Consider the following 23,299-nt stretch of genomic DNA (forward strand, 5'->3'; position numbering starts at 1 on the left):
GTCTACTTAACCCGCTGGTGGGGAGCAACGCAGGGGAATCTGTGAGGATAAGGGGGTTAGCCTTGGCTTGACGGCCCCGGTAGGGTTTTGGCCAGCCAGTCCCGCACCTCGGTCGCTACCTGCTCGGCCTGGGTGTCCAGCAGCAGATCGTGCTCGCTGTCATAGACCCGATATTCCTTCTGGGCGCTGCCCAGCAGGTCGTAGTAGTGCCGCACCGCCCTGGCGGGGATGGTGGAGTCATGGGCAGCCTGCGCGACCAGGGCAGGGGCTTTGATTTTGGGCAACAGGGCTGGGATTTGCCGCTGGAGCTTGACCATCTCGGCCAGGGCAACGGTGGGAAAGCGGGGGTAGTTGGGGCTTTGCTTGCGCTGATCTGGGTCGCGGACCGAGGCCGTGCCTCCGGCCCAGGGCATTAGCCAGTGGATGTAGGGGGCCAGGTAGGCTGCTGGGTTCACAAAGCCTAAGGCCGGAACCAGGGCTACGAGGGCAGCGCATGGGTACTCCGCGGCCAGCTTGGCCCCCAGCAAGCCACCCATAGAGAGGCTCACGATGCCGCGGGGCTCCGGCAGGGAGAGATAGGCCTCTCGAGCCACCCGCTCCCAATCCTGCCACCGCACGCCGATGAGGTCCTCGGGCTTGGTGCCGTGACCGGGAAGGGCGGGTTGGGCTAGGGTGTAGCCGGCGGCCCGCAGCACCTCCGGTAGGGGCCCCATGGTCAAGATGGGGTGGGAGGTGAAGCCGTGAAGGATCAGAACACTGGGCATGGTGGTTGAGGGTAGTGTACATCGCCTGAGCGGCCAAATGCGGCCCCCGGCCCGGTTCTTCCGGTAAACTCAGGCCTGTGAGCACACCCAAGCGCTTGGTGGTAGGCCTTTCGGGAGCCTCGGGGATGCCCTATGCCCTGGATCTGCTACGGACTCTGGCCCAGATCCCCACGGTAGAGAGCCATCTGATCATGACCCAAGGGGCCAAACGGGTACTGGTAGAAGAAGCCGGGCTCAGCGTAGAGGAGGCGGAAGCCCTGGCCCATGTGGTGCACCGCAGCAGTGATCTGGGCGCCGCGGTGGCCTCTGGTTCGTTTCGCACCTTGGGGATGGTGGTGGTGCCCTGCAGTGCTACCTCTTTGTCCAAGATTGCGTATGGACTGGCCGATAACCTCCTGACCCGCGCGGCCTATGTCACCCTCAAGGAACGCCGCCCCTTGGTGCTGGTGCCGCGGGAGGCTCCGCTGCCCCTGCCGAGCCTCGAGGCCATGCTCAGAGCGGCCCAGGCTGGGGCCACCATTCTTCCGGCCAGCCCCGGTTTTTATCACAAACCGACCTCCATAGAGGATCTGCTGGGGTTTCTCACCCAACGCATTCTGGATTTGTTCGGCCTGGAGTTCCCTCGAGCCCCCCGCTGGAAAGAGGATCCCACCGGGTTATCCTGACCGAAAGACAAAAACGCGGGGAATGGCCTCCCCGCGTAAAGGTCTAATCCGGGTTATTTGGGTAGCGCTTTGATCACGGCCTCGGTAAGGTCCAGGCTCTCATCCGCATAGACCACCAGCCCGCTGCTGGCCGCAACCTTTTTGTCAAAGATCATGGCAAAGCCCTGCTGTTGAGCCACCGTGCTTATCACTTTATCAATCGCTTCGGTGATGGGCTTGAGGGCAGCTTGAGACTTGTCCTGCCACTTCTTCGCGGCCTCCTGATAGGCCTTGAGCATCACCTGGTAGTCCTGTTGATCTTTAGCGGTGGCGCTGCCGGATTGGATCTTGGCCTGGAGGGGGGTGAGCTTGTCCTGAAGGGGCTTCAGCTCATTTTGCGCTTGGGTTTGGATGTCCTTGATGTTTTTATAGGTTGGGTAGGCCTGTACCACCTTTTCGGCATCAATATAGCCAATCTTGGTCGGAACGGCCTTGTTTTGGGCGACGAGCGAGCCGCCGAGCAACAGGCCGGCGAGAACGGGTACAAAGAACCAACTGCGTTTCATGCATCACTCCTTACGTGGGCTTATTTGGGCATCGCCTTGACCACAGCGTCGGTGAGATCGAGGCTAGCGTCCGCATATACTACAAGACCGCTGGTTCCGGCCACACGCTTATCCAGAACCAGAGCGAAGCCCTGCTCCTGAGCGGTTTTGGCGATGGCCTGATTGACCTGATCGGTGATGGGGCCTAAGACCGCATCCTCCTTGTCTTGCCAGCGGTTGAGCGTGTCCTGATAGGCTTTGGACAGCGACTGGAAATCCTGCTGTTCCTTGGCGCTGAGGTTGCCGGCTCGAGACTTGGCCTCGAGGCTTTGAAGCTGTTCCCTCAGCGGATTGAGCTCGGCCTGGGCCTGACCCTGAATCTCCTTCACCTTGGAAAAACCTGGATGCGCTTGCAGGAGAAGGTCACTATCCACATAGCCCACCTCGGTGGGGACGGACTTGTTCTGGGCCATGAGCCATCCTCCGCAGAGCAAGGCCAGCAGCACCGGGGCGAAGACTATACCGCGCTTCATACGCCCGTACTGTACGGGCCGGGCCTTAGGGTAAGGTGAGAGCTACCCCCCTGGTATTTTTAACGCCCTATGCTTTAGGGTACGCTCTGGAGGTTATCGAATGAAGCGACTATCTATCGTGCTTGTCCTGCTCGCCCTTTGTGCCGCTTCCTCAGCGTTTGCTCAACGCGCTTTTCAGCTGCGCATCGGGGTTCCCGGCCCCTCCTTAGGGTTTGGGGTTGAGGCCGATCTGCAGCGCAATCTGGTGGCCAACATCTACGGGGATCTGGTGTTCCGAGGGCCTTCCTTCATACTGGGGGGTGAGGTGCTGTTTAAGCCGGATCTAGGCCAGTTTGACCGTGATCTGCGGGGGATTAGCCCCTATTTCGGGGGGGGGCTGGGGGTAGAGTTTCCCAGCACGGTCAGCTTTGCCCTGACGCTCGATGCAGGGGTGGAGTTCGCCCTGGACCGAAGCACCGGCCTATTTATCGGTGGGCAGGGGATTTTCCCCTTTGATAGCCCGCCCCGTAGCCGGCTGCTCTTCGGCGCGTCCTTCCGTTGAGGATTTGCTCGAGACGGGGGGCCAAGGGTGGCCCCCTGTTCTAACATTCTCTGGACTGGCCGGGCCGCTCCATTTGATTTTGGCCCACCGGTCTTTGACAATGCTCTTGTGTTGCGGTTTTCTGCCCAGGGGGTTCGTCTGGACCAGGCGGTGGCCTTTGAGGCCCAGACCAGTCGGGCTAAGGCCCAGGAGTGGATTGAGGGGGGATGGGTGCGGGTGGATGGCAAGCCCCAGACCAAGCCGGCCTACAAGCTGAAAGGGGAGATCGTAGAGGTAGACCCCCCACCGGAACGCCCAGCCACGGTTGCGGCCGAGGCGATTCCGCTCGAGGTCCTCTACGAGGATTCCGACCTGATTGTGGTCAATAAGCCCGCTGGGATGATTACCCACCCCGCTCCGGGCGTTTTCAGCGGAACCCTGGTCAATGCGGTGTTGGGGCGATATGGGCTCGAGGTCCCAGAAGCCGATAAGCCTGAGCTGGTGCGTCCGGGCATCGTGCACCGCCTGGACAAGGACACCAGCGGGGTGATTGTGATTGCCCGTCACGAAGCAGCCCATCGCCGACTGGCAGAAGCCTTTGCCCGGCGCAGCGTGTATAAGCGCTATCTGGCCCTCACCGAAGGGGTTCCCAAAGAGGGGAGGATCTCGGCCCCCATCGGGCGACACCCGGTAGAGCGCACCCGGATGCATGTGGGGGGGGTGGCGGCGCGGTATGCCGAGACCGAGTTCGAGGTGCTGGCTCGAGCCGGGGATGCCGCTTTGGTGAGCGCGGTGTTGCATACCGGCAGAACCCACCAGATCCGGGTGCACCTCAAGCACCTGCATGCGCCCATCCTGGGAGACCTAACCTATGGCCGGCCGAGTCCGCTCATCGCTCGACAGGCCCTCCATGCCTACGAACTGCGCCTCCAACACCCCCGCACCGGTAAATACCTGCACTGGGTGGCCCCTGTACCCCCCGACATGGTGCAGGCTTGGGAGGCCTTAGGAGGGGAGTGGCCGGAGGCCATCCAGCGGGCTCGAGCCGGGGAGTAACCGCTCAAACCCCCTCAAGGGCACAGGGTCCAGACCTGGTCCCGGTCGAGCTGGAGCTGACGGGTCAGCGGTAGACCCCCCGGCTGGGTGCCCACCGCACGCAGCGAATAGTTGCCTGGGGCTAGGTCTTGGATGGCCCGGCTGCCCTGCACCACCCCCCAGTACTGCCCGTTTACGTACAGATATACGGCCTCATTGCTCCCTTTGCACTGGTTTTGCACGATCAGGGTGTAGCGCCGGCCCGCGGTGGTTTGGGTAGGGGCGCAGGCGGCCAGCAAGGCCAGGCCTAGGCATAGGGCAAGGGCTCGAGACACGTTCAACCTCTGGTTTCAAGCATGCGCGGCAAAGGTTAGAGTTTTCCTAGAACCGACTAAGGGCAGATGATCCAGAGCTCGTTGCTTTGGAGCTTTAGGGTTTTCTGGATGGGACGGCTGTTGCCCAGCACGGGCACCGCTTTGTAATCGGCGCTGCCCGCGGGCACCTCGAGGAAGGCTCGAGGCTCCCCCTGAACCTGCCCCAGAATCACGCTGTTGCGGTAGATGAAAAGGCTGCGGTAGGTGCCCGGACAGCGGCTGTTGTCCACGGTGAGGGTGTAGCTCGATTTGGACTCAACCAGCGGCCCGGTGTTGCGGGTAGGGGCGCAGCCCAGGGTGAGGACCAGGAGGCCCCCGGAGAGGGCAAGAAGGCGCTTCATGCCCCTATTATCTCAGGTGCAATGGGCAGCCGAGATTTAGACTGAGGGCATGCTGTTTGACCGCACCCAACTCGAGCGCCTCGAGGCCGCCCAACTCGCGCCCTATGCCGCCCAGTCTGGAAGGAGCCGGGGACGCGAATACCCCGAGCGGGAGTCGCTGCACCGCACCGCTTTCCAGAAGGACCGTGACCGGGTCAACCACACTACCGCGTTTCGGCGCCTGCAGTACAAAACCCAGGTGTTCGTCAACTACGAGGGCGACTACTACCGCACCCGCCTGACCCATACCCTGGAGGTGGCCCAGGTGGCCCGCAGCATCGCTCGAGCCCTGGGGCTCAACCCTGATCTGGCCGAGACCATCGCCTTTGCCCACGATCTGGGCCACCCGCCTTTTGGACACTCCGGAGAGCGGGTGTTGCAGGGCCTCATGGAGGGCGCGGGCGGGTTCGACCACAACAAGCAGAGCCTGCGGGTGGTGACCTACCTCGAAGAGCGGTACCCTGGGTTTCGCGGCCTGAACCTGACCTGGGAGACCCGGGAGGGGATTGTCAAACACGAGACCCGCTACGATCTCCCCGATGCTCAGGGCTACGAACCGAGCCTACGGCCTAGCCTCGAGGCCCAGATCGTCAACCTGGCCGATGAGATCGCCTACAACGCCCATGACCTTGACGATGGGCTGCGCTCGGGGTTGCTGAGACCGGGGCAGTTGCCTGAGGTGCCGCTGCTCCGAGACCTGATGGGTGAGCTGGGCTTCCACCCCGATCGGTTTGCGGAGCGGGAGCGCCGGGTGTTCATCCGCGAGTTGCTGGGATTGCTCATTCAAGACACCATCACGGCCACACACCAGCTGCTCGAGAAGAACGGAATTGAGAGCCTCGAGGCCGTGCGCAGCCACCCGGCCCCCCTGGCGGCCTACTCCGCGGACTTGTCCTTGCGGCTGGAGGAGTTGCGGAGCTTTCTTTACGACCATCTGTACCACCACCATTATGTGGTGCGTCAGGTGGGGAAGAGCAAGTTTGTGCTCGAGCGACTGTTCGTGAGCTATGTCGAAGACCCCCTGATGCTGCCCCCCCAGGCCCGCAAGGCTGCCGAGGTGGAGGGGATCCATCGCGCGGTGTGTGATTATCTGGCGGGGATGACCGACCGCTACGCCCTAGACGAGTATGCCCGGCTGTTTGAGCCCGATCATCGCCGGGTATGAGACTGGACTCAGCGAGCCGAAGAAGATAGAGACCCACGCCCTTGACTTGAGCCCTTGATCCCCAGACGATGAGGGATGTGAAAATCGGGGTTCTGGCGATACAGGGAGATTTTCGGGAACACAAGGCTATGCTGCAGACGCTGGGGGTGGAGGCGGTCGAGGTGCGGTTGCCCAGGCACCTCGAGGGCCTCAGCGGCTTGATCGTACCGGGGGGCGAGTCCACCACCATTGGCATGCTGGCCCGGGAATATGGCCTGGAGAGCGCGGTGCGTCAGCGGGTCCAAGAAGGCAGCCTGGCCCTGTGGGGAACCTGTGCCGGGGCTATCTGGATCGCCAAGGAGATCCCTCAGTACCCCGACCAGCCCCGGCTTGGCCTGATGGACATAACCGTGCAGCGCAATGCCTATGGCCGCCAGGTGGACAGCTTTGAAGAGGACTTGGAGGTCAAGGGCCTGGATCGCCCCTTCCACGCCTTTTTCATTCGCGCCCCGGTGATTTTGAGCGTGGGAGAGGGGGTGGAGGTGTTGGCCCAGCATGATCAGGAAATTGTGCTGGCCCGGCAGGGACAACTGCTGGCAGGCACCTTTCACCCAGAGCTAACCCACGATCCCCGGATCCACCAGCTCTTCATCGCGATGGCTGGAGCTAACCTTCTGGTTCCTCACGGCTGAGGCGGGCCAGGGTTTCCAAATGCTGAATGAGCTGCTCCTGGTGCTCGAGGGGCAGTCGGCGGAGCACCGCTCGAATTTCATTCCGCCAGACCTCTTTGGCCGCTTGGAGTTTTTCCTGCCCCTTGGGGGTTAGGGAGAGCCGAGTACGGCGGGCATCGCTCTCGTCAAACTCCCGCTCGATGAGCCCTGCACTGGTGAGCCCCTCCACAATCCGGCTGACGCTGTAGGTGGGCTGCATGAAGTGTTGGGCCAGGTCGCTGGGGTAGGAGAACCCTGAATCGATGGCCATTAGGGCGAAGAAATCCTTGGGGTTGATCCCCGTCTCCCCCTCGACCCGCCGCCCAAATCGCACTGCCAGCAGGGTTCGTAGCTGCCAGAAGGCGTTCATCAGGCGTAGGGGGTCAGGGTCGGGGCTCGAGGTCATGCTTGCAGTCTAGCATAAATTGCTTTTTGCGGTAGTTGCATTATGCAAATAAAGGGTATAAGCTCTTTGGGTGCTTCACGCTGAATCCAGCGTGGACTTAGCGCGATCCAGCTACGGTACAGGTCAGGGTTGACGAAAGTGAAAGGAAGCGATGATTGGGATCAAGCCACATTCATACCTCGAGCGGGGTGGGCCATGCGGCGCTTAGGGCTGCTGGTGCTTGCCGTGGTGGGGGCTACCGCCCTAGCCCAGCAAACCAGCCCCTTGGCGGCATTTTTGGCCCCACTCAAAACCTATCCGGGCTTACAGCAGGCCCTTGCGGGGGTACGGGCTGCAGCCGATCAGGTTGAGGCGCTCAAGAACCCGGTTGGGGTGCAGGCCAGTGTGGGTTATTCGTTGCTCAACGTAAGCCCGCCGGATGCCCCCGGGCCCTGTAACCCTATAGACCCCAGCTACCAGCCCAATCCGGCTTGTTTCCCCTTACCCACTTCCGCCTCGCAGGCCAGCGTGGGGCTCAGCTTTACCCCGGTACTGTTGGGGGATGTGGGCACTCGAGTGGCCCAGGCCAGCAGTGGCTTAGCCCAGGCCCAACTGAGCCAGCGGCAAACCCTGGCCAGCCTAGAGGCCCAGGCGGTACAGGCGGCTTACCGGGTCAGGCTGGCCCAAAATGCCCTCGAGGTGGCCAAGCAGGGGGAAGAGGTGGCCAACTTGAGCCTGCAGGCCACCCAAATTCGTCTGGAAAAAGGGGGAGTAACCGGGCTCGAGCTCGATCAGGCCAAGCAGAGTGTGGCCCAAGCCCAGGCCAATCGCCTACAGGCTGAGGAAAACCTCATGGCAGCCCGGCACGCCCTCAAAGATTTGGTGGGGATAGAGGAGGCTCCAGACCTGCCGTTGCCAGGCTTGCCAGCGGATGGCAAAGCGGCCAGTGTGGCCCAGGCTGAGCTGGCGCTGCAGAAGGCCCAGGCAGGGCTGGACAACGCCCAGTGGAATGCCTACCCGGTCGTGCAGCTGGGGTATACCCACAAGCTCAGCAGTACCGCCAGCCTCACCCTGGGGGTCAACAGCCGGTCGTTTCAGCCAAGCGCCAGCGTGACCTATCAAAACCCTTCCCAAACGGTTGAGCCCTACAACCGCATCAACGATCAGTTCAATATCGGGCTGGCCGTCAACTTTTCGGCGGGCACGCTGCCCACCTTGGATGCCGCCCAGCAAGGGGTTACCCAAGCCCAAGCCGCCCTCGAGGCCGCCCAACGCCAGGCCGCTCTGCAGCTCGAAAGCCTCCGGTTGGCCCATGCTCAGGCCCAACGCCAGGTAGAGCTGGCCCAGAACGCCTTTGCCCTGGCTCAGCGTTCGTTGCAGGACGCCCAGAGCCGTGAAGCCTCGGGCCTGGGAACGCCCTTGGCCACGGCACAGGCCGCGCTAGCTCAATACCAAGCCGCGCTGGCCTTGGACCAGGCCCGGTTGGGTTTGCTGGCCAGCGTCCTCAACTTTTACATCTTTTATGCCCAGCCGTTGGTGGAGGTCTCGTTATGAAGGTTAAACAGTTGCTATTCGTGATCCTGGCCTGGCTTGGAGGGACCTTGGCTCTGGCCCAAACCCTTACTTTGGAATCGGCTTTAGCCAAAGCCGATCTTCAGCCTGCGGTGATCTCGGCCAAGGCGGTGCTCGAGACCGCAAAAGCCGACCTCGAGCGGGCTAAAGTAGACCCTATGAGCACCAAGCCGGTATTGCTCAGGGCCCAGCAGGCCGCGGATCTGGCCCAGGCCAACCTCAATCAGGCCTTGGCCCAGGCTAGAGCCCAGATCGCGAGCGCGTATGCCCAGGTGCTTGATGCCCAGATGGGTGTGAGCGTGGCTCAAAAAGGGGTGGATCTGGCTGAGAAAGGTGTTTTGGTGGCCCAAACCCAGCTCAAGAAAGGGGGAGCCACCCAACAAGCCCTATTGGACGCGCAAAACCGGCAGCAAACCGCGGAGCAGGCCCTAAGGGTTGCCCAGGATGGCCTCGAGCTGGCTACCACCAACCTCAAGAGCCTGGTCGGGGAGTACAAGGAAATCGCCCCGGTGGCCCCGTCGGCCTTGCCCAAACCCCCAGACAGCGGGTTGGTTGAACAGGTGGTCCAGGCCAATCCAGGCCTGGTTCAGGCCAACCAGGCGGTAGAGGCGGCCCAGCTCCAGGTAGACCTTCTGGACCCCCTTTACGCCTCGATTTCACAGATCAATCAGGCCAAGACCGCTGTGGCCCAGGCCCAGGCGGCTCGAGACAGCACTTTACGCATATTTCGCATCCAGGCCCAGTCGCTCTATAACCAGGTTGTGCAGGCGGCCAAAAACCGGGCGGTCAAGGAGGATGCAGCCAAGAACGCTCAAACCCAGTTGGCCACCGATACCACCCGGTATAAAAATGGCCTGATCAGCCAGGTGGCCTACCTGCAAAGCGATCTCAGCGCAGCCCAGGCCGAACTGGCCGCGCAGCAGGCTCGAGACGCTTACCTGAGCGCGTACTACACCCTCTTGGCCGGACCAGGAACCGGAGGTCGGGGATGAGCACCCAGGCTCCGGCGTTGCCTACCCAGGCTAAGGGCAATGCTTGGATTGTTCCCCTGTTGACGGTGGTGATCGGGGCGTTTATGGCCATCCTCGACACCAGCATCGTCAACGTGGCCATCTCGAAGATGATTAACGTCTTCGGCACCGACCAGACCGGGATTGAATGGGTAAGCACGATCTACTCGCTAACCCTGGCGGTGGTGACCCCCTTGTCGGGCTGGCTGGGAGCCCGCTATGGACTCAAGCGGGTTTATATCGCGGCGCTGGCCATCTTCACCTTGGGCTCAGTGCTCTGTGCGTTTGCTTGGAACCTAGATGCGATGATCGCATTCCGGGTGATTCAGGCCATTGGGGGCGGTTTGATCATGCCGGCGGTCAACGCGGTCTTGATCCAACTGGTTCCACGGGAGCGGCTGGGTACGGCCAGCGGCATCTTCGGACTGACCGTGCTGCTGGCCCCGGCCATCGGCCCCACCCTGGGTGGCTATCTGGTGGAGTATATAGATTGGCGCTGGATCTTCACCATCAATCTGCCGGTGGGCATCTTGGGCATTTTCATGGCATATTTCCTGGTCCCCAACCTACCCCGTTTCAAGGTCGGGCCTTTTGATTGGCTGGGGGCTGGGCTGATTGCTACGGGGCTGGTTTGCCTGCTGCTGGCCCTTACCGAGGGCCAGAGCTGGGGCTGGACCTCGCTTCCGATCGTGCTGCTCTTCTATACCTGTATCGGTAGCTTAGGGCTGTTTGTCTGGCATCAACTCACCACAGAACATCCCCTGCTTAACCTGCGCCTGTTCAAGTACCCCTCCTTTACGCTGGGCAATCTGATCACGGTGGCCATCACCGTAGGACTGTTCGGAAGCCTTTTCTATCTTCCGCTCTTTTTGCAGGCGGTGCGCGGCTTGGGGGCTTTTGAGGCAGGCCTGGCCTTGTTCCCGCCGGCCTTGGTGGCGGGGGCGTTGCTGCCGATTGCGGGAGCCCTCTACGACCGGGTTGGCCCGCGGGTAATGGTGCCAGTTGGCCTGTTGATCGTGGCCTACGCCACCTCGCTCTTTCGTCACCTCAGCCTCGATATGGCCATCGGCACCATCATCCTGTGGAACAGCTTGCGCTCAGTGGGACAGGCTTTCGCTCTGGTCCCGGTACAAAGCGCTTCGATCTCGGAAATTCCCCCGCATCAGGCTGGGCAAGCGGCAGCGATCAGCAACGTCATCCGCAATGTCGCCAGCAGCTTTGGGGTAACCATGACCGTGCTGGTCGCAACCCATGCCAGCGATCTGCATTCCGCGCATTATGCCGATTTGATCAACAGCAACGATCCCCTGGTGCAAGCGAGCCTGCAGCAAACCCAGACGGCGCTGGTGGCCAGCGGAATCCCCCCCAGCTTAGCCGGTACTGGGCTACAGGCTTTGCTGCTCAACCAGGAAGGTAAACAGGTGTTTGTCCAGAGCCTGAACGACGTGTTTGTGTTTTTGTCGTTCATTTTGCTGCTGACCGTCATTCCGGCCTTTTTCTTGAAGAAGGGTAAGGTGGCGGGGCGAGGTCAGCCGCCTGCTATTGCAGAGTAAGGAGAAGGTATGAGTGAGAACGCCAATTCTCAAGCTGCTGCGCAGCCTCCACAGACCACCCCACAACCCCCCGCAGCAACCCAGCGCCCGCCGCTTCGCCGTCGCTTTGTGGTGTTTGCGGTTCTGGCGCTAATGGTACTGGGGGCTGCTGGGATTGTGTTTTACTACGTGTACGAAGGCAGCCATTTTGTCAACACCGACAATGCTCGAGTCGCAGCCAACACCGCCCAGGTCACCCCGCAGATCCCCGGACGCATCTTGGATTGGAGCGTGGGGGTAGGGAGTGTGGTACAGGCGGGGCAGATCATTGGCCGCCTGGATACCGATACCGTGGCGCAGTCAAACGCGGTAAATCTCAACTCGCTGAGCCAGGTGGCCCCGCTCACGGCGAGTCGGGCTCTGGTGCGCGCGCCGATTAGCGGACGCATTATCCAGTCGAATGCCCTCGTGGGACAGTTGGTGAGCGCCGGCCAGAGCCTGGCGGTGGTGGCGGATACCAGCAGCGCTTACATCTCGGCCAATGTCAAAGAAACCCAGATCGGGCGGGTTAAGCTGGGACAGCGGGTTACGGTGCGGCTGGATGCTTCAGGGCGCAGCTTCCAGGGCCGGGTACAGGAGATTGGCCAGGCTACGGCCTCGACCTTTTCGATCTTGCCCAACTCCAACGCCGATACCGGCAACTTCACCAAGGTAGTCCAGGTGGTTCCAGTCAAGATTTACCCTGTCGAGAAGCCGCCGGTTGAATTGCTGCCGGGGATGAGCGCCTCGGTCAAGATCACCCTGGGGGATCCACCCCTCAACCCGATTGCGGTAAAGACCGTTAAGGCCGATGAACGACCGCTGAGCCTCTCGCTGAGTCTGGTGGGCACGCTCACCGCGGGCTCGACCCTCAACATCATCCCCCAGCTTTCCGGCACCGCAACCTATGTGGGAGCGGATGTGGGCCAGGCGGTGAAGAAGGGACAGGTGCTCCTGCGTTTGGATGACAGCACCCTGCGCACGCAGCTCGAGCAGGCCCAGGCCGCGCTCCTACAGGCTCAAAACACCGTTCGGCAAAGCAAGGCCAACCTTGACCTGGCAGCTTCTACCCTGGACCGCATTCGGGCTTTGTACCAGGTTGGGGGGGCCTCGAGGCAGGACCTCAATAACGCCCAGACCCAGTTCACCAACGCTCAGGTGGCCTACCAAACCGCCAGCACTGCGGCCCTTCAGGCCGCCCAGTCCCAGGTACAGAACCTTCAGCTCCAGCTGGCCAAAACCGTGATCACCAGCCCGGTGGACGGCACCCTGGCCAGCCGCTCGGTCAACGTGGGCGAGGTGGTGGCTCCGGGCCAGTCGGTGATGTCCATTGTGGATGCGGGCCCCTTGAAGCTGATGGCCACCTTGCCTGGCAGCGAGACCGATTTGATCAAGGTTGGGCAGGCGGTTCGTGTAAGCGCCGATGCCCTGCCGGGAGAGTCTTTTGAAGGCAAGATCAGCGCGGTAGGCCCAGCTTCGATTGCCACCGGGCAGTTCTTTCCCCTCGAGGTGCGGGTGTTTGATCCCCAGGGACGCCTGCGGGTGGGGATGATCGCTACCGGAACCCTTCAGGTGCAGTACCGGCCCGTTGTGCCGGTGGTCCCGCTTTCGGCCATCGCCCAGATCGGCAACCAGAACTACGTGTACCGTGTGGTTGAGGGCAAAGCAGTCCGAACCCCGGTCCAGCTCGGGCTCTCCGGCAAGGATGCCTCGGGCACACCGTACCAGGTGATTACGGGGGGCCTCGAGCTGGGTACCCCGGTGATTGTCTCGCCGGTGGGGGCCCTGTGGGACGGGGCTACCGTGAGCGAGGGCAGCTAAGCTCGCGAATTGCACCCCAACCCAGATTGGAAAGCCTCCCACATGAGTGTGTGGGAGGCCTGTTTTTAGGGCGGATTAGCTGCTTTTCTCGAGCTGTGCGCTCTTCTGCCGAATTTGCTCCAAGAGTCCTTTCCAGGATTTCACGAAGGCCTCGGCCCCCTCCTTTTGCAGCTGCACCGCCAGGGCCTCTAGGTCAATCCCGGCCTGGGAAAATTGCGCCAACACCGCCTCGGCGTCGCCGCCATCGCGGGGCATCGTCTTGGAAACTTGGCCGTGGTCGGCAAAAGCCAGCAAGGTGGCCTCGGGCATGGTGTTCACCGTATCGGGAGCGGCCAGGGCTTCAATGTAAAGCACATCGGAGGCCTTGGGGTCTTTGGTGCCGGTGCTGGCCCATAGGGCCCGTTGTGGCTTGGCCCCGGCGGCTGCCAGTTTGCGCCAGCGCTCGGACTCGAGCAGGTCCCGGTAGGCTTTGTAGGTGCGGCCCATCATGGCAATCCCCAGGTGGTTGTGCAGCCCGGCGGGCACCTTATCGCCGACGGCCCGGTCCCAGCGGCTCACAAACACCGAGGCCACCGAGGGCACGTCCGGCTTGAGCCCTGCGGCCAGGCGGCGCTCGAGCCCCCGTAGGTAGGCCTCGGCAGCGGCCAGGTACTGCTCACGCGAGAACAGCAGGGTCACGTTCACCGGCACGCCTTGGAAGATGCTCTCTTCGATGGCCGGCAGCCCTTCGGGGGTTCCGGGAATTTTGATGAACAGGTTGGGTTTGCCAGCTTGCGCGTGGAGGGCTTTGGCCTGGCGGATGGTCTGGGCGGCGTCGTAGGCCAGCAGCGGGGAGACCTCGAGCGAGACAAACCCGTCGGTCCCACCGGTAGCCTCATAGATGGGGCGGAACAGGTCGGCGGCACGGCGCAGGTCTTCCAGGGCCACCTCAAAAAACAGGGCGTCTTCGGAGAGCCCGGCCTGGGTTTTTTGCCGAATGCTGCTGTCGTAATCGGCACTGCCTTTGATTGCGGCCTCAAAGATGGTGGGGTTAGAGGTGAGCCCGGTGACCGAGAGCTCGCGGATGTAGCGCTCGAGGGTACCGGAGTCGAGCAGGGCTCGAGTGATGGTATCGAGCCAAAGGCTTTGGCCGAGGTTGTGTAGGGCTTGGGTTGCCTTCATAGGGTCCTCCTTGGGGCTTTTGAAACTGCGGCCCGACCTTGCCCCAGCTTAGGTCGCCTGACTGGATTAGATTGTGCGGCCAGTGCCGCAAGCCCAGTATCGAGCGGTGCAAGGGTTCGGCACCGCTCTACCCGCCTGGGGCCGCAGGGGTAAGCCGAGCTAGGGGCAGCTCGAGCAGCTCGCGGATGTGCTCCAGGCTTAGATCGGCCGGAGGATACTGGGTTGCCTGGGGGTCGAGGGCGTAATGCCCCTGGCGGGGGAACACCGTGGTGACCCGCTCCCCCCAGATGGCTTTGGCTGCCGCCAGAATGCGCAGCTTGTCATCTACCAACACATAGTGCCGGGCGGGGTAGCGCCGCTCTACATCGGCCAGCTCCTGTTCCTTGTGGATGTAGATCAGCACGTGTCCGTCTACCGCCTGGGCCAGCCCGGAGCGCTCGATTTTGTGCGGCTGGAACACCACGTCGCCATCGGTGAGCAAGACACAGGGCCCGTATGGGCGTAGATGCTGGATGACCTCCAAGGCTCCGGGGTATAGCCGCTGGTGAAAGGGATAGTCCAGCAAGAAGGAGGAGACCCACAGCAGGTGTGGCTGATGGGGATGCTTTAGGCGGTAGCGCTGCAGGGCCCCCAGGTAATCGGCATAGCCCAGTTCCTGGCGCAGGGCTTCGAAAATCTGCCAGTACTCCTCGCTGCGCTCCCGGCCAAACTCGCGCTCGAGGTGCCGGCGGAGGTCGTGCTCTACTTGGTCATTGTCCAGCAGGGTATCGTCTACATCCAGCAGGAATATCGTGCCAGTGGCGGGGTTGGGGGGGGATGGCTCAGCGGGTTGGCTCAAGTCAAGACCTCCACCCCTGCAGCTTACCGCGCCCGGCGGGCGGATGGGGTGGCCTAACCTTGTAGAATGAGAGCCCATGGGCATTGCTGAAACCAACTGGGCCGGCAACCTCACCTACTCGGCGACCCGCTTGCTCCGGCCAAGGTCGCTCGAGGAACTCCAAGAGGGGGTGAGGCGCTCCTCCAAGCTGAAGGTGCTGGGCTCGCGGCACTCCTTCAATTCCATCGCCGATACCTCGGGCGAGCTGCTCTCGCTCGAGGCGATGCCGCCTGAGGTCTCGATCAACCCGCAGGAGCGCACCGTCACCGTGAACGCTTGGATGCGGTATGGCGAGCTGGCCCTGCCGCTCGAGGCCGCCGGATATGCCCTGTTCAACCTGGCCTCCTTGCCCCATATCTCGCTCATTGGGGCCTGTGCTACCGCCACCCATGGCTCGGGGGACACCAACCCCAGCCTGGCCTCAGCGGTGCGGGCCTTGGAAATGGTGCTGGCCGATGGCAGTGTGGTGTGGTTGCGCCGGGGGCAGGACTGGGCCTTCGAGGGCGCGGTGGTGGGCTTGGGGGCCCTGGGGGTGGTCACCCGCTTAACCCTGGATCTGGTGCCCAGCTTCGCGCTGCGCCAAAGGGTCTACCTTGACCTGCCGTTCTCCCAGCTCGAGCAACACTTCGAAGCCATCACCTCGAGCGCCTACAGCCTAAGCCTCTTCACCGACTGGCGCGGGAGGCGCTTTGCTCAGGTGTGGCGCAAGAGCCTGGCGGATTCAGCCCCTGCTGAGCCCATCTGGTTTGGGGCCAAGGCCGCGACCGAGCCACTCCACATGCTCCCCGGCTGCCCCCCTCAAAACACCACCCCGCAACTCGATGTGCCGGGGCCTTGGCTCGAGCGCTTGCCGCACTTTCGCCTGGGTCACACCCCCAGCAACGGAGAGGAGCTGCAAAGCGAGTACCTGGTGCCTCGCCAGCATGCCCTGGAGGCCATGGGGGCCCTCTTTGAGCTAGGCGACCAGATCGCACCGGTTCTACAGACCTCCGAGGTGCGAACCATCGCCGCCGACCACCTTTGGATGAGCCCTTACTATCAGCAGCCCTGTGTGGGGCTGCACTTCACCTGGGTCAAGGACTGGCCCGCGGTGCGCGAGGTATTGCCGCGAATCGAGGCCCAGCTGCGCCCCTTTTCGCCGCGCCCCCACTGGGGCAAGCTCTTCACCCTACCCCCGGAGGCGCTTGGGCCTTTGTACCCCAGGCTTCCCGAGTTTCAGAGGTTGATGAAAACCTACGACCCCGAGGGCAAGTTCCAGAATGCCTTCTTGGAGCAGACCCTCAGGGGGATGCACTAAAGCTCAGACCTTGGCCAGGCCCCTCGAGAAAAAGTCCGTGTTGTGCCGAACCTCCTCGGGGCGCACCCAAAAGGGGGCACAGGAAAGCCAGAATACCGGGCCTTCAGGCGACACCGCGATCTCGGTGATCACCCCGTCCTCTGTGCGATCCTCGGTGAGCCAGATGACCGCGTCCCCGAGGTGGAAGTCCGCGTATTCATCGATGTGTTCCCAGAGCATTCTCGTTACCTCCAGTTCCTACCTCAGATTATGGAACTAATTCTAGAACGGAAGGGGTTATGTCAGCGTTACGCCTTACACATATACCCGTTATTTCGTGACGGTAAGACGCCTCCACCCTCCCGATCCCTCTGCGCTTCTCGGCTCGAGGGGAAACCGGCGCTAGTCTAGGCTGCGCACATCGGCAGCATCGCGCAGCGCGTCGCCCAGAAAGTTGTAGGCCAACACCGAGAGGAAGATCAGAAGGCCTGGGGTAAGGAGCCAGGGGTACAGACCCAGGGCCTGAAAGTTCTGTGCATCCTTGAGCAGCAAACCCCAGCTCGCCATCGGTTCCTTGATTCCTAGCCCCAAGAAGGAGAGGGCGGACTCACCGATGATGTAGCCGGGCAAGGCCAGGGTGGCGGTAACGATCAGGTAGGAGGTCAAGTTGGGCACGATGTGCCGCAGGATGGTGCGCAGATCGGGCGAACCTAGAGAGCGTGCGGCTGTAACGTAGTCCACATCGCGCAAAGCCAGTACCTGCCCCCGTACCACCCGCGCTAACCCTGCCCAGCCGATAAAGGCCAGCACCGCGATGATGCCCAGATAAATCCAGGTGCTGGGCCAGCGGGCGGGAATTACGGTAGAAAGAGCCATCAGGATGGGGATGCGGGGGATGGAGAGCAGTACCTCGGTGATCCGCTGGATCAGGTTGTCGGTCCAGCCGCCGAAGTAGCCCGAGATGCCGCCGAGCAGAATGCCGAGGGCAAAGGAGATGAATACCCCAACCACCCCCACCGTGAGCGAGACCTGCGATCCCACCAGGATCCGCGAAAACAGACAGCGCCCGAACTGATCGGTACCCAGAGGGAACAGATATCCCTCCGAAGCGGCGACCCCGAAGAGGTGCAGGTTGGTTTTGAGACCCAGAAAGCGGTAAGGCTCTCCCTGGCGCAGGAAAAAGCGGATGGGGGTGGGACGGGCGGTGTCTTCCACATAGCGGGTGATGAAGGTGACGGGGTCGCGCTCTTTCTTAAGCTGGTACACGAAAGGCCAGGTGAGCCTGCCATCGCGGATGAGATGGGGGCGTTGAGGCGGCTGATACACCGCTTCGGGGTGCTGGGTGGTGATGTTGTTGGGGGCCAAGAACCCGGCGAACAGCGCCATCAGATAGAGCAGAAGGAGTATGGCTGCGCTGATCACCCCAGGGGTGTTCTTGCTAAAGCGGCGCCAGGCTAGGTAGAGCGGGCCGTTGCGATCTATGAGGCGCGGTCTGGAGGAGACGGGGGAGTTCATGGGAGCACCTCGAGCCCACAGCCATACGCAGGAAGGGCCTTACTCATAGCGAATCCTGGGATCGGCCCAGGCCAGAGTGAGATCGGCCAGGAGGTTGCCCACCATGAGCAGGAGGGCCGAGAGCATCAACAGGGCCATCACCACATACTGGTCTTTGTCCAGCAGCGATTGGTACAGGAAGGGCCCGATGGTGGGGAGGTTGAGCACGATCGAGGCGATGATCGTGGAGCTGATGAGGTTGGGCAGACTCAGGCCCGCGATGCTGATCATGGGATTAATGGCGTTGCGTACCGCGTGCTTCCACAGCACAACCCGCTCGGCCAGGCCTTTGGAGCGGGCGGTACGAATATAGTCTTGATTCAGTACATCCAGCAGGTTGGCCCGCATTTGCCGCATTAATCCGGCCACACCCTCGAGGCCAATTACGATCAAGGGGATCCACAGATGCCCCAGCATGTCGCGCAGCTTGGCCCAGCTCCAAGGAGCATCGATGTACTGGGGGCTGAACAACCCGCCCACGTTGGTTCCCCCCAGGCTGAGCACCGCGTAGATCAGCAGCAGGGCCACCAGGAAGTCCGGGGTGGCCAGGCCAAAATATCCGACCAGATTGGCGAGGGTAGCCGCCAGCCCACGCCGGTGGATGGCGGTGTAGATGCCCAGCGGAATCGCTATGGCCCAGGTGGCCAGGATGGTGAGCACGGCCAACAGCACCGTCCACCCCATCCGCTCCCAGATCAACCCCGAGACCGGGCGGTTGTTCAGGAAGGAGAAGCCAAAGTCTCCGTGCAACACGATGTTTTTAAGCCAGTTCAGATACTGCGCCCAGACCGGCTGGTCCAGGCCATACTGAGCCCGGATGTGCTCCACGGTTTGCCTCGAGACCCGTGGATCGTCCAGCATATTTTCCAAGAACCCACCAGGCTGGAGCTGGATCACGGCGAAGACCAGCACCGAGATCAAGAGCAGGGTGGGAATGGCAATAAGAACACGCTTGAGCAGGAAGACCCACATAGAGAAGGGCCTGAGGCTGCCCTCAGGCCTCGAACCCCCATCCTTACTTCTGGTACATCAGCGGAACCGGATAGTACCCTGGGATCACCCCCAGGTCGTAGATATAGTTGCCATACTTGGTGCTCACGGCGCCCACCGCGTTGGCCTTGGCAATCATGATCACCATGGCCTGGCGGGCGAAGATGGCTTGCCAGCGGTCATAGAGGGCCTTGCGTTCGGTAAAGTTGGTGGTGCTGGCGGCTTTATCCCAGATGTCGTAGATCTCTTTTTCCCAGGGCAGGAAGTTGTTGAACTGGGGCGGGTCCCCCTCTTTGAGAGGCATGGTGCTCTGGTGCCAGTAGTACAGGGCCCCGCCCGGTTTCCAGATGGGGGTGCGCAGCTCGGGGTCGGGCTGGTCGCCGAAGCCCAGGATGATGGCATCCCAATCCTTGCCGCGTCCGGTAGAGAGTAGGTTGGAGGTCAGCACACCTTGCAGATCGGCTTTAACCCCGATGCTTTTGAGGTCGTTTTGGATGATGGTGGCGATGGCGCTAAAAGTGGAGCTGTTGGAGCCGTAGGTAAGGGTGAACTCTAGGGGTTTACCGCTGGGCAAAAGGCGGATTCCATCGGGTCCGCGCTTTAGGCCCAACTTGTCCAAGGCTGCGCTGGCGGCTTTTAGGTCAAAGTCGCCCAGCAGCTTGGTGGTGTTGTAGTACCACTCGCTGATTGGAGCCACCCCATTGCCCGGAAGCTCGGCCAGGCCGTTATAAACATCGTCAATGATGCGCTTGCGATTCACCGCGGACTGGATTGCCAAGCGGAAGCCTGTTTCCTTGAACAGCTTGGCCAGCTCGGGGTTTTTGTCGTCGTAATTGAAAGCCAGGTGGGGCGGTGAGCCGAAGAGGGCGCGGAACTGCACCACCCTGATGGGGGCCCCGCTGACCTCGCGCTGTTTGAGGGTGGGGAAATCGGTTCCGGTGATGTTGAGCTGCCCGAGGTTTCCGGCTAAAAACTGAGCCACTTGGGCCTGCGAGTCAGGGATTACCAGATACTCGAGCCGATCCAGGTAAGGCAAAGGGGTTCCCGCGGCGTCCTTCTTCCAATAGTTGGGGTTGCGCTCGAGGGTCACCTTCTGGCCAGGGGTGTAGCTCACCAAGCGGAAGGCCCCGGTGCCCACCACCTCCTTGGGATCTACGTTGGTGGGCCAGGCATTGTTGATCTCAGCCGCGGGCTTACCCGCCTCCTGGCTAAAGCTCAGCAGCTTGTGCTTGGGCAGTATCGGCAGCCGCATGTACTGGATGAAAGCGGGAGCCGGTTTGGGCAAGGTGAAGCGCACCGTGCTGGCGTCCACCTTTTCGACCTTGACCCCGGCGAAGTTGCCCGGATCCCCCCCCTTGGCCTCGGGGTTGGCGACCGCCTGGGTGTAGGTGAACACCACATCATCGGCGGTGAAAGGCTGCCCATCCGACCACTTAACCCCCTGGCGCAGCTTGAAGGTGTAGATTTTGCTGCCCCCGGTGATGGTCCAGGAGGTGGCCAGGGCCGGCTCGATTTTGTAGTTGGCCAGGTTGTACTCGATCAGCCCCTCAAAGAGCTGGTTGGCAATGGTGGAGCCGGCGTTGTCTATGGCGCCATAGTAAAAAAAAGTCTGGGGAGCGCTGCTTAGGGCCAGGGTGAGGGTGCCGCCGGGCTTGCCAATGACCACCCCCAGGCTGTCATAGCCGGTGACGGTTTTGGTCTGGGCCAGGGCTACACCGCTCGCCAGGGCAGCCAGGAGCCAAAGGGTTTTCTTCATGGTGCCTCCTTGAGGAGCTGACGAACCTGCCCGCTTCCCGGGCCGCTGCTGCTGAGGTTCGAGGCTGAGTATACGGCTCAGGGCCCACCTTGGCAACCGATTGGTATGTGAATGGTATAATCTGGGCCACATGTACCTCACCCTGGACCAGACCGCAACCACTCCGCTGTACCTGCAGCTCGAGGCCAGGCTGCGCGATGCCCTGAGCAGCGGCACCTGGAAAGCCGGGGAGGCCCTGCCTCCTGAGCGGGCGTTGGCCCAGCAGTTCGGGGTTTCGCGGCTAACCCTGCGCAAGGCTCTGGAGCGCCTCGAGGCCCAGGGCTTGGTGCAGCGCCGCCAAGGCTCGGGCACTTACGTGGCGCCCCGGCTCGAGCAGCCCCTTTCAGCCCTGACCGGTTTCAGCCAGGACATGCGGGCCCGCGGTCTGGAGCCCAGCGACCGTTGGCTCAAGCGGGGGCTTTTCGCTGCCAGTCCCGAGGAGGTCTTGGCCCTTCAGCTCTCGCCGGGCGAGCGGGTGGCGAGGCTCGAGCGGGTACGCAGCGCCCAAGGGGAGCCGATGGCGGTGGAGCGTGCGGCAATCCCCGCCCACCTGCTGCCCGAGCCGGAAGCGGTGAAGGATTCGCTATACACCCATCTGGAGGGCAGAGGGCTGCGGCCTTGGCGGGCTCTACAGCGGCTAAGGGCGGTAGCCGCGGGGCGCCAAGAAGCCGGTCTGCTGGGGGTGCGATCGGGAAGCCCTTTGCTGTACATCGAGCGGCTCAGCTTTTTGCCGGACGGTGGGGTGCTCGAGTTCACCCGCAGCCACTACCGCGGCGATCGCTACGACTTCGTGGCCGAGCTGCGCTCGAGCTAAGCGGGAGGCCGCGAGGCTTAGCGCCCCTGAAGTCGGGGGTCCAGAGTATCGCGGAGCACATCCCCCAGCAGATTAAACCCCAGCGAGGCCAGGAGGATGGCCAGCCCGGAAAATAGCGAGGTCCAGGGGGAGAGGGTCAGGTAGGCCCGCCCCTCGGCCAGCATCTGCCCCAGTGAGGGATTGGGGGGCTGGGTGCCCAGGCCCAGGAAGGCCAGCGAAGACTCCACCAGGATGGCGGTGGAGAGGGCTAAGGTGGTCTGAACCAAGATCACCGAGGCCAGGTTGGGCAGAATGTGTCGCAGCACCACCCGCCCAACCCCTGCCCCCAAGGCCTGTGCGGCCTGGACGTAATCCGAGGCCCGCAGTACCAGGGCTGGCCCGCGGGTAAGCCGCACAAAAATCGGGATGTAGACGATGCCGATGGCCAGCGCCGCATTCCACTGGCTGGGTCCGAGCAGGGCCACGATGCCGATGGCCAGAAGGATGATAGGGAAGGCCAGCAGTACGTCCATCACCCGCAGGGTGACGCGGTCGAGCCAACCGCCGTTGTAGGCGGCCAGGATGCCCAGGGGGGCCCCGAGGATCAGGGCAATTCCCACCGACGCAAAAGCCACCTCGAGCGAGCTGCGAAAGCCGTAGAGAATCCTTGAAAACACATCCCGACCAAACTGGTCGGTGCCGAGCCAGTGGGCCGCGCTGGGGCCGGAAAGCCGCGCCAGGATATCCTGCTGGGTGGGCGCAAAAGGAGCCAGGGGAGGGCCCAGCAGCGCCGCCCCGATAACCAATACGCTCAGCAGCAATCCGAGCAGTCCCAGGGGACTATGCAGAAGGGGCTTAAGGCTGCGCTTCAGGGTCATAGGTGGGTTTAGGCGTACTCCACTCGAGGGTCTAGGCGGGCGTACAACAGGTCTACCAGCAGGTTGATCAGGACGAAGATGGTCGTGATCAGCAGGATTGAGCCCTGTACCAGGGGGTAGTTGCGCTCATTGATGGCCCCTACGATGAGCCGGCCCATCCCCGGTAGAGCGAACACCTGCTCGACCACGATGGCCCCTCCAAACAGGTACCCGACCTGGATGCCCACCACCGTGACCAGGGGGATCAGGGCGTTCTTCAGGGCGTGTTTGTAGACCACCGTCCGCTCGGAGAGCCCCTTGGCCCGGGCGGTGCGGATGAAGTCTTGATTCAAGAGATCGAGCAGCGAACTGCGCAACAGCCTCGAGAGCCCCGCCAGAAGGGGAAGGGCTAAGGTCAGCACCGGTAGGATGATCCGCTGTAGATGGCCTATGGGGTTCTCGCTAAAGGGCACATACCCCAGGGTGGGCCAGGCAGGAGCCAGCTTGAAGGCCAAAAAGATGAACAGCGTGCCCAGCCAGAACGAAGGCAGGGTTACCCCGGTGATGGAGAGGATGCGAATCAACATCTCGGCCAGCGAATTGCGCCAGTAGGCGGTGAGAATGCCCACCGGAATGGCGAACAACAAGCCGATTCCCAACGAGAGCAGGGTGAGCTCGAGGGTCAGCGGCAAGCGCTGCACAATCTCTTGGGTGACCGGGGTTCCGGTCCACACGCTCTGGCCCAGATTGCCCCTCAGGGCCTGGCCGAGCCAGTGCCCGTACTGCACCAGCAAGGGCTGGTTAAGCCCCAGTTTGTCGCGCAGGGCATTCAGGCGTTCAGGGGTGATTTCAGTGTTGGCCCCCAGCATGATCTCCACGGCATCGCCCGGGATCAACCGGATCATCAAGAACACCACCAGCGAGACCCCAAACATGACCACGATCAGGTCTAGTAGGCGCTTGAGGAAGTAGGAAATCATGTGGGGGA

General features: G+C 62.3%; 25 protein-coding genes. 11 read left to right on the plus strand and 14 right to left on the minus strand.

Annotated elements, in window-relative coordinates; all coding sequences use genetic code 11:
• Positions 1-56: 56 nt before the first annotated feature.
• Positions 57-764, minus strand: coding sequence for an alpha/beta hydrolase (locus tag Mgrana_RS05820; protein ID WP_119356668.1), 708 nt, complete (start codon positions 762-764; stop codon positions 57-59).
• A 77-nt stretch (positions 765-841) separates the two neighbouring features.
• On the opposite strand from Mgrana_RS05820, the gene Mgrana_RS05825 reads away from it, so the two are divergent.
• Positions 842-1,429 (plus strand): UbiX family flavin prenyltransferase, encoded by a 588-nt coding sequence (locus Mgrana_RS05825; RefSeq protein WP_119356669.1) that lies wholly within the window; start codon positions 842-844, stop codon positions 1,427-1,429.
• A 53-nt stretch (positions 1,430-1,482) separates the two neighbouring features.
• On the opposite strand, the gene Mgrana_RS05830 is transcribed toward Mgrana_RS05825, so the two are convergent.
• Both Mgrana_RS05830 and Mgrana_RS05835 read right to left on the minus strand, forming a co-directional pair.
• A complete protein-coding gene (locus Mgrana_RS05830; RefSeq protein ID WP_119356670.1) occupies positions 1,483-1,974 on the minus strand; it encodes an OmpH/Skp family outer membrane protein in 492 nt (163 codons plus the stop codon).
• A 20-nt stretch (positions 1,975-1,994) separates the two neighbouring features.
• Positions 1,995-2,486 carry an OmpH/Skp family outer membrane protein gene (locus Mgrana_RS05835; protein WP_119356671.1) on the minus strand — a complete coding sequence of 164 codons (492 nt, stop codon included), beginning with the start codon at positions 2,484-2,486 and terminating at the stop codon, positions 1,995-1,997.
• 100 nt (positions 2,487-2,586) lie between these two features.
• On the opposite strand from Mgrana_RS05835, the gene Mgrana_RS05840 reads away from it, so the two are divergent.
• Positions 2,587-3,027 (plus strand): hypothetical protein, encoded by a 441-nt coding sequence (locus Mgrana_RS05840; RefSeq protein ID WP_119356672.1) that lies wholly within the window; start codon positions 2,587-2,589, stop codon positions 3,025-3,027.
• A 108-nt stretch (positions 3,028-3,135) separates the two neighbouring features.
• On the plus strand, positions 3,136-4,062 hold the full coding sequence (locus Mgrana_RS05845) for an RluA family pseudouridine synthase (RefSeq protein ID WP_119356713.1): 927 nt from the start codon (positions 3,136-3,138) through the stop codon (positions 4,060-4,062).
• Positions 4,063-4,076: 14 nt separating this feature from the next.
• On the opposite strand, the gene Mgrana_RS05850 is transcribed toward Mgrana_RS05845, so the two are convergent.
• Together Mgrana_RS05850 and Mgrana_RS05855 are read right to left on the minus strand one after the other, a co-directional pair.
• Positions 4,077-4,376, minus strand: a complete 300-nt coding sequence (locus tag Mgrana_RS05850) for a hypothetical protein (protein WP_119356673.1) — start codon at positions 4,374-4,376, stop codon at positions 4,077-4,079.
• A 56-nt stretch (positions 4,377-4,432) separates the two neighbouring features.
• The gene (locus Mgrana_RS05855) at positions 4,433-4,756 is read right to left on the minus strand and encodes a hypothetical protein (protein ID WP_119356674.1); all 324 of its coding nucleotides are present in this window, start codon (positions 4,754-4,756) and stop codon (positions 4,433-4,435) included.
• 49 nt (positions 4,757-4,805) lie between these two features.
• Here Mgrana_RS05855 and Mgrana_RS05860 point away from each other — a divergent pair, with 49 nt between their 5' ends.
• Both Mgrana_RS05860 and pdxT read left to right on the plus strand, forming a co-directional pair.
• The gene (locus Mgrana_RS05860; protein WP_119356675.1) at positions 4,806-5,960 is read left to right on the plus strand and encodes a deoxyguanosinetriphosphate triphosphohydrolase; all 1,155 of its coding nucleotides are present in this window, start codon (positions 4,806-4,808) and stop codon (positions 5,958-5,960) included.
• Positions 5,961-6,028: 68 nt separating this feature from the next.
• Positions 6,029-6,631, plus strand: coding sequence for a pyridoxal 5'-phosphate synthase glutaminase subunit PdxT (pdxT, locus tag Mgrana_RS05865; RefSeq protein WP_119356676.1), 603 nt, complete (start codon positions 6,029-6,031; stop codon positions 6,629-6,631).
• Here the strand turns inward: pdxT and Mgrana_RS05870 are convergent.
• Complete coding sequence (locus Mgrana_RS05870) at positions 6,606-7,055, minus strand: MarR family winged helix-turn-helix transcriptional regulator (RefSeq protein ID WP_119356677.1); 450 nt, start codon at positions 7,053-7,055, stop codon at positions 6,606-6,608. The genes pdxT and Mgrana_RS05870 overlap by 26 nt on opposite strands.
• A gap of 195 nt (positions 7,056-7,250) precedes the next feature.
• On the opposite strand from Mgrana_RS05870, the gene Mgrana_RS05875 reads away from it, so the two are divergent.
• Genes Mgrana_RS05875 through Mgrana_RS16800 form a run of 4 tightly spaced genes read left to right on the plus strand, consistent with a single transcriptional unit; the run spans position 7,251 to position 13,008 of the window.
• Positions 7,251-8,588: a TolC family protein gene (locus Mgrana_RS05875; protein WP_119356678.1), complete on the plus strand. Its 1,338-nt coding sequence runs from the start codon at positions 7,251-7,253 to the stop codon at positions 8,586-8,588.
• Complete coding sequence (locus Mgrana_RS05880) at positions 8,585-9,598, plus strand: TolC family protein (protein WP_119356679.1); 1,014 nt, start codon at positions 8,585-8,587, stop codon at positions 9,596-9,598. Before Mgrana_RS05875 ends, Mgrana_RS05880 begins: the two co-directional genes overlap by 4 nt.
• Positions 9,595-11,169 carry a DHA2 family efflux MFS transporter permease subunit gene (locus tag Mgrana_RS05885; protein WP_119356680.1) on the plus strand — a complete coding sequence of 525 codons (1,575 nt, stop codon included), beginning with the start codon at positions 9,595-9,597 and terminating at the stop codon, positions 11,167-11,169. The genes Mgrana_RS05880 and Mgrana_RS05885 overlap by 4 nt, the downstream gene beginning before the upstream one ends.
• Before the next feature lie 9 nt (positions 11,170-11,178).
• Complete coding sequence (locus Mgrana_RS16800; protein WP_170146408.1) at positions 11,179-13,008, plus strand: efflux RND transporter periplasmic adaptor subunit; 1,830 nt, start codon at positions 11,179-11,181, stop codon at positions 13,006-13,008.
• 75 nt (positions 13,009-13,083) lie between these two features.
• Here Mgrana_RS16800 and tal read toward each other — a convergent pair whose 3' ends face one another.
• Together tal and Mgrana_RS05900 are read right to left on the minus strand one after the other, a co-directional pair.
• Complete coding sequence (gene tal, locus Mgrana_RS05895; RefSeq protein WP_119356681.1) at positions 13,084-14,169, minus strand: transaldolase; 1,086 nt, start codon at positions 14,167-14,169, stop codon at positions 13,084-13,086.
• Between the two features lie 127 nt (positions 14,170-14,296).
• Positions 14,297-15,007: an HAD family hydrolase gene (locus Mgrana_RS05900; protein WP_206075055.1), complete on the minus strand. Its 711-nt coding sequence runs from the start codon at positions 15,005-15,007 to the stop codon at positions 14,297-14,299.
• A 76-nt stretch (positions 15,008-15,083) separates the two neighbouring features.
• On the opposite strand from Mgrana_RS05900, the gene Mgrana_RS05905 reads away from it, so the two are divergent.
• Positions 15,084-16,343, plus strand: coding sequence for a D-arabinono-1,4-lactone oxidase (locus Mgrana_RS05905; protein WP_119356682.1), 1,260 nt, complete (start codon positions 15,084-15,086; stop codon positions 16,341-16,343).
• Positions 16,344-16,346: 3 nt separating this feature from the next.
• Here Mgrana_RS05905 and Mgrana_RS05910 read toward each other — a convergent pair whose 3' ends face one another.
• The 4 genes from Mgrana_RS05910 to Mgrana_RS05925 all read right to left on the minus strand — a co-directional run bounded on the left by Mgrana_RS05910 (position 16,347) and on the right by Mgrana_RS05925 (position 20,622).
• Complete coding sequence (locus Mgrana_RS05910; protein ID WP_119356683.1) at positions 16,347-16,562, minus strand: hypothetical protein; 216 nt, start codon at positions 16,560-16,562, stop codon at positions 16,347-16,349.
• A 162-nt stretch (positions 16,563-16,724) separates the two neighbouring features.
• Positions 16,725-17,837, minus strand: a complete 1,113-nt coding sequence (locus Mgrana_RS05915) for an ABC transporter permease (protein WP_119356684.1) — start codon at positions 17,835-17,837, stop codon at positions 16,725-16,727.
• 39 nt (positions 17,838-17,876) lie between these two features.
• Positions 17,877-18,848: an ABC transporter permease gene (locus Mgrana_RS05920; RefSeq protein WP_119356685.1), complete on the minus strand. Its 972-nt coding sequence runs from the start codon at positions 18,846-18,848 to the stop codon at positions 17,877-17,879.
• A 43-nt stretch (positions 18,849-18,891) separates the two neighbouring features.
• Positions 18,892-20,622 carry an ABC transporter substrate-binding protein gene (locus Mgrana_RS05925; protein WP_119356686.1) on the minus strand — a complete coding sequence of 577 codons (1,731 nt, stop codon included), beginning with the start codon at positions 20,620-20,622 and terminating at the stop codon, positions 18,892-18,894.
• A 130-nt stretch (positions 20,623-20,752) separates the two neighbouring features.
• Here Mgrana_RS05925 and Mgrana_RS05930 point away from each other — a divergent pair, with 130 nt between their 5' ends.
• Positions 20,753-21,475: a GntR family transcriptional regulator gene (locus tag Mgrana_RS05930; RefSeq protein ID WP_119356687.1), complete on the plus strand. Its 723-nt coding sequence runs from the start codon at positions 20,753-20,755 to the stop codon at positions 21,473-21,475.
• Between the two features lie 17 nt (positions 21,476-21,492).
• Here Mgrana_RS05930 and Mgrana_RS05935 read toward each other — a convergent pair whose 3' ends face one another.
• Together Mgrana_RS05935 and Mgrana_RS05940 are read right to left on the minus strand one after the other, a co-directional pair.
• Positions 21,493-22,332, minus strand: coding sequence for an ABC transporter permease (locus Mgrana_RS05935; RefSeq protein WP_119356688.1), 840 nt, complete (start codon positions 22,330-22,332; stop codon positions 21,493-21,495).
• Between the two features lie 8 nt (positions 22,333-22,340).
• On the minus strand, positions 22,341-23,291 hold the full coding sequence (locus Mgrana_RS05940; protein ID WP_119356689.1) for an ABC transporter permease: 951 nt from the start codon (positions 23,289-23,291) through the stop codon (positions 22,341-22,343).
• Positions 23,292-23,299 lie beyond the last annotated feature (8 nt).

Origin of the sequence: Meiothermus granaticius NBRC 107808, from assembly GCF_003574355.1 — a bacterium.
Taxonomy (GTDB): Bacteria; Deinococcota; Deinococci; order Deinococcales; family Thermaceae; genus Meiothermus; species Meiothermus granaticius.

Coding starts and splice junctions, on each gene's coding strand:
- Mgrana_RS05920 (WP_119356685.1), bottom strand. CDS start 18,848: ATGTGGGTCTTCCTGCTCAAGCGTGTTCTTATTGCCATTCCCACCCTG.
- Mgrana_RS05930 (WP_119356687.1), top strand. CDS start 20,753: ATGTACCTCACCCTGGACCAGACCGCAACCACTCCGCTGTACCTGCAG.
- Mgrana_RS05830 (WP_119356670.1), bottom strand. CDS start 1,974: ATGAAACGCAGTTGGTTCTTTGTACCCGTTCTCGCCGGCCTGTTGCTC.
- Mgrana_RS05905 (WP_119356682.1), top strand. CDS start 15,084: ATGGGCATTGCTGAAACCAACTGGGCCGGCAACCTCACCTACTCGGCG.
- Mgrana_RS05860 (WP_119356675.1), top strand. CDS start 4,806: ATGCTGTTTGACCGCACCCAACTCGAGCGCCTCGAGGCCGCCCAACTC.
- Mgrana_RS05925 (WP_119356686.1), bottom strand. CDS start 20,622: ATGAAGAAAACCCTTTGGCTCCTGGCTGCCCTGGCGAGCGGTGTAGCC.
- pdxT (WP_119356676.1), top strand. CDS start 6,029: ATGAGGGATGTGAAAATCGGGGTTCTGGCGATACAGGGAGATTTTCGG.
- Mgrana_RS05840 (WP_119356672.1), top strand. CDS start 2,587: ATGAAGCGACTATCTATCGTGCTTGTCCTGCTCGCCCTTTGTGCCGCT.
- Mgrana_RS05855 (WP_119356674.1), bottom strand. CDS start 4,756: ATGAAGCGCCTTCTTGCCCTCTCCGGGGGCCTCCTGGTCCTCACCCTG.
- Mgrana_RS05910 (WP_119356683.1), bottom strand. CDS start 16,562: ATGCTCTGGGAACACATCGATGAATACGCGGACTTCCACCTCGGGGAC.
- Mgrana_RS05915 (WP_119356684.1), bottom strand. CDS start 17,837: ATGAACTCCCCCGTCTCCTCCAGACCGCGCCTCATAGATCGCAACGGC.
- Mgrana_RS05935 (WP_119356688.1), bottom strand. CDS start 22,332: ATGACCCTGAAGCGCAGCCTTAAGCCCCTTCTGCATAGTCCCCTGGGA.
- Mgrana_RS05875 (WP_119356678.1), top strand. CDS start 7,251: ATGCGGCGCTTAGGGCTGCTGGTGCTTGCCGTGGTGGGGGCTACCGCC.
- Mgrana_RS05940 (WP_119356689.1), bottom strand. CDS start 23,291: ATGATTTCCTACTTCCTCAAGCGCCTACTAGACCTGATCGTGGTCATG.
- Mgrana_RS05880 (WP_119356679.1), top strand. CDS start 8,585: ATGAAGGTTAAACAGTTGCTATTCGTGATCCTGGCCTGGCTTGGAGGG.
- tal (WP_119356681.1), bottom strand. CDS start 14,169: ATGAAGGCAACCCAAGCCCTACACAACCTCGGCCAAAGCCTTTGGCTC.
- Mgrana_RS05820 (WP_119356668.1), bottom strand. CDS start 764: ATGCCCAGTGTTCTGATCCTTCACGGCTTCACCTCCCACCCCATCTTG.
- Mgrana_RS16800 (WP_170146408.1), top strand. CDS start 11,179: ATGAGTGAGAACGCCAATTCTCAAGCTGCTGCGCAGCCTCCACAGACC.
- Mgrana_RS05870 (WP_119356677.1), bottom strand. CDS start 7,055: ATGACCTCGAGCCCCGACCCTGACCCCCTACGCCTGATGAACGCCTTC.
- Mgrana_RS05885 (WP_119356680.1), top strand. CDS start 9,595: ATGAGCACCCAGGCTCCGGCGTTGCCTACCCAGGCTAAGGGCAATGCT.
- Mgrana_RS05835 (WP_119356671.1), bottom strand. CDS start 2,486: ATGAAGCGCGGTATAGTCTTCGCCCCGGTGCTGCTGGCCTTGCTCTGC.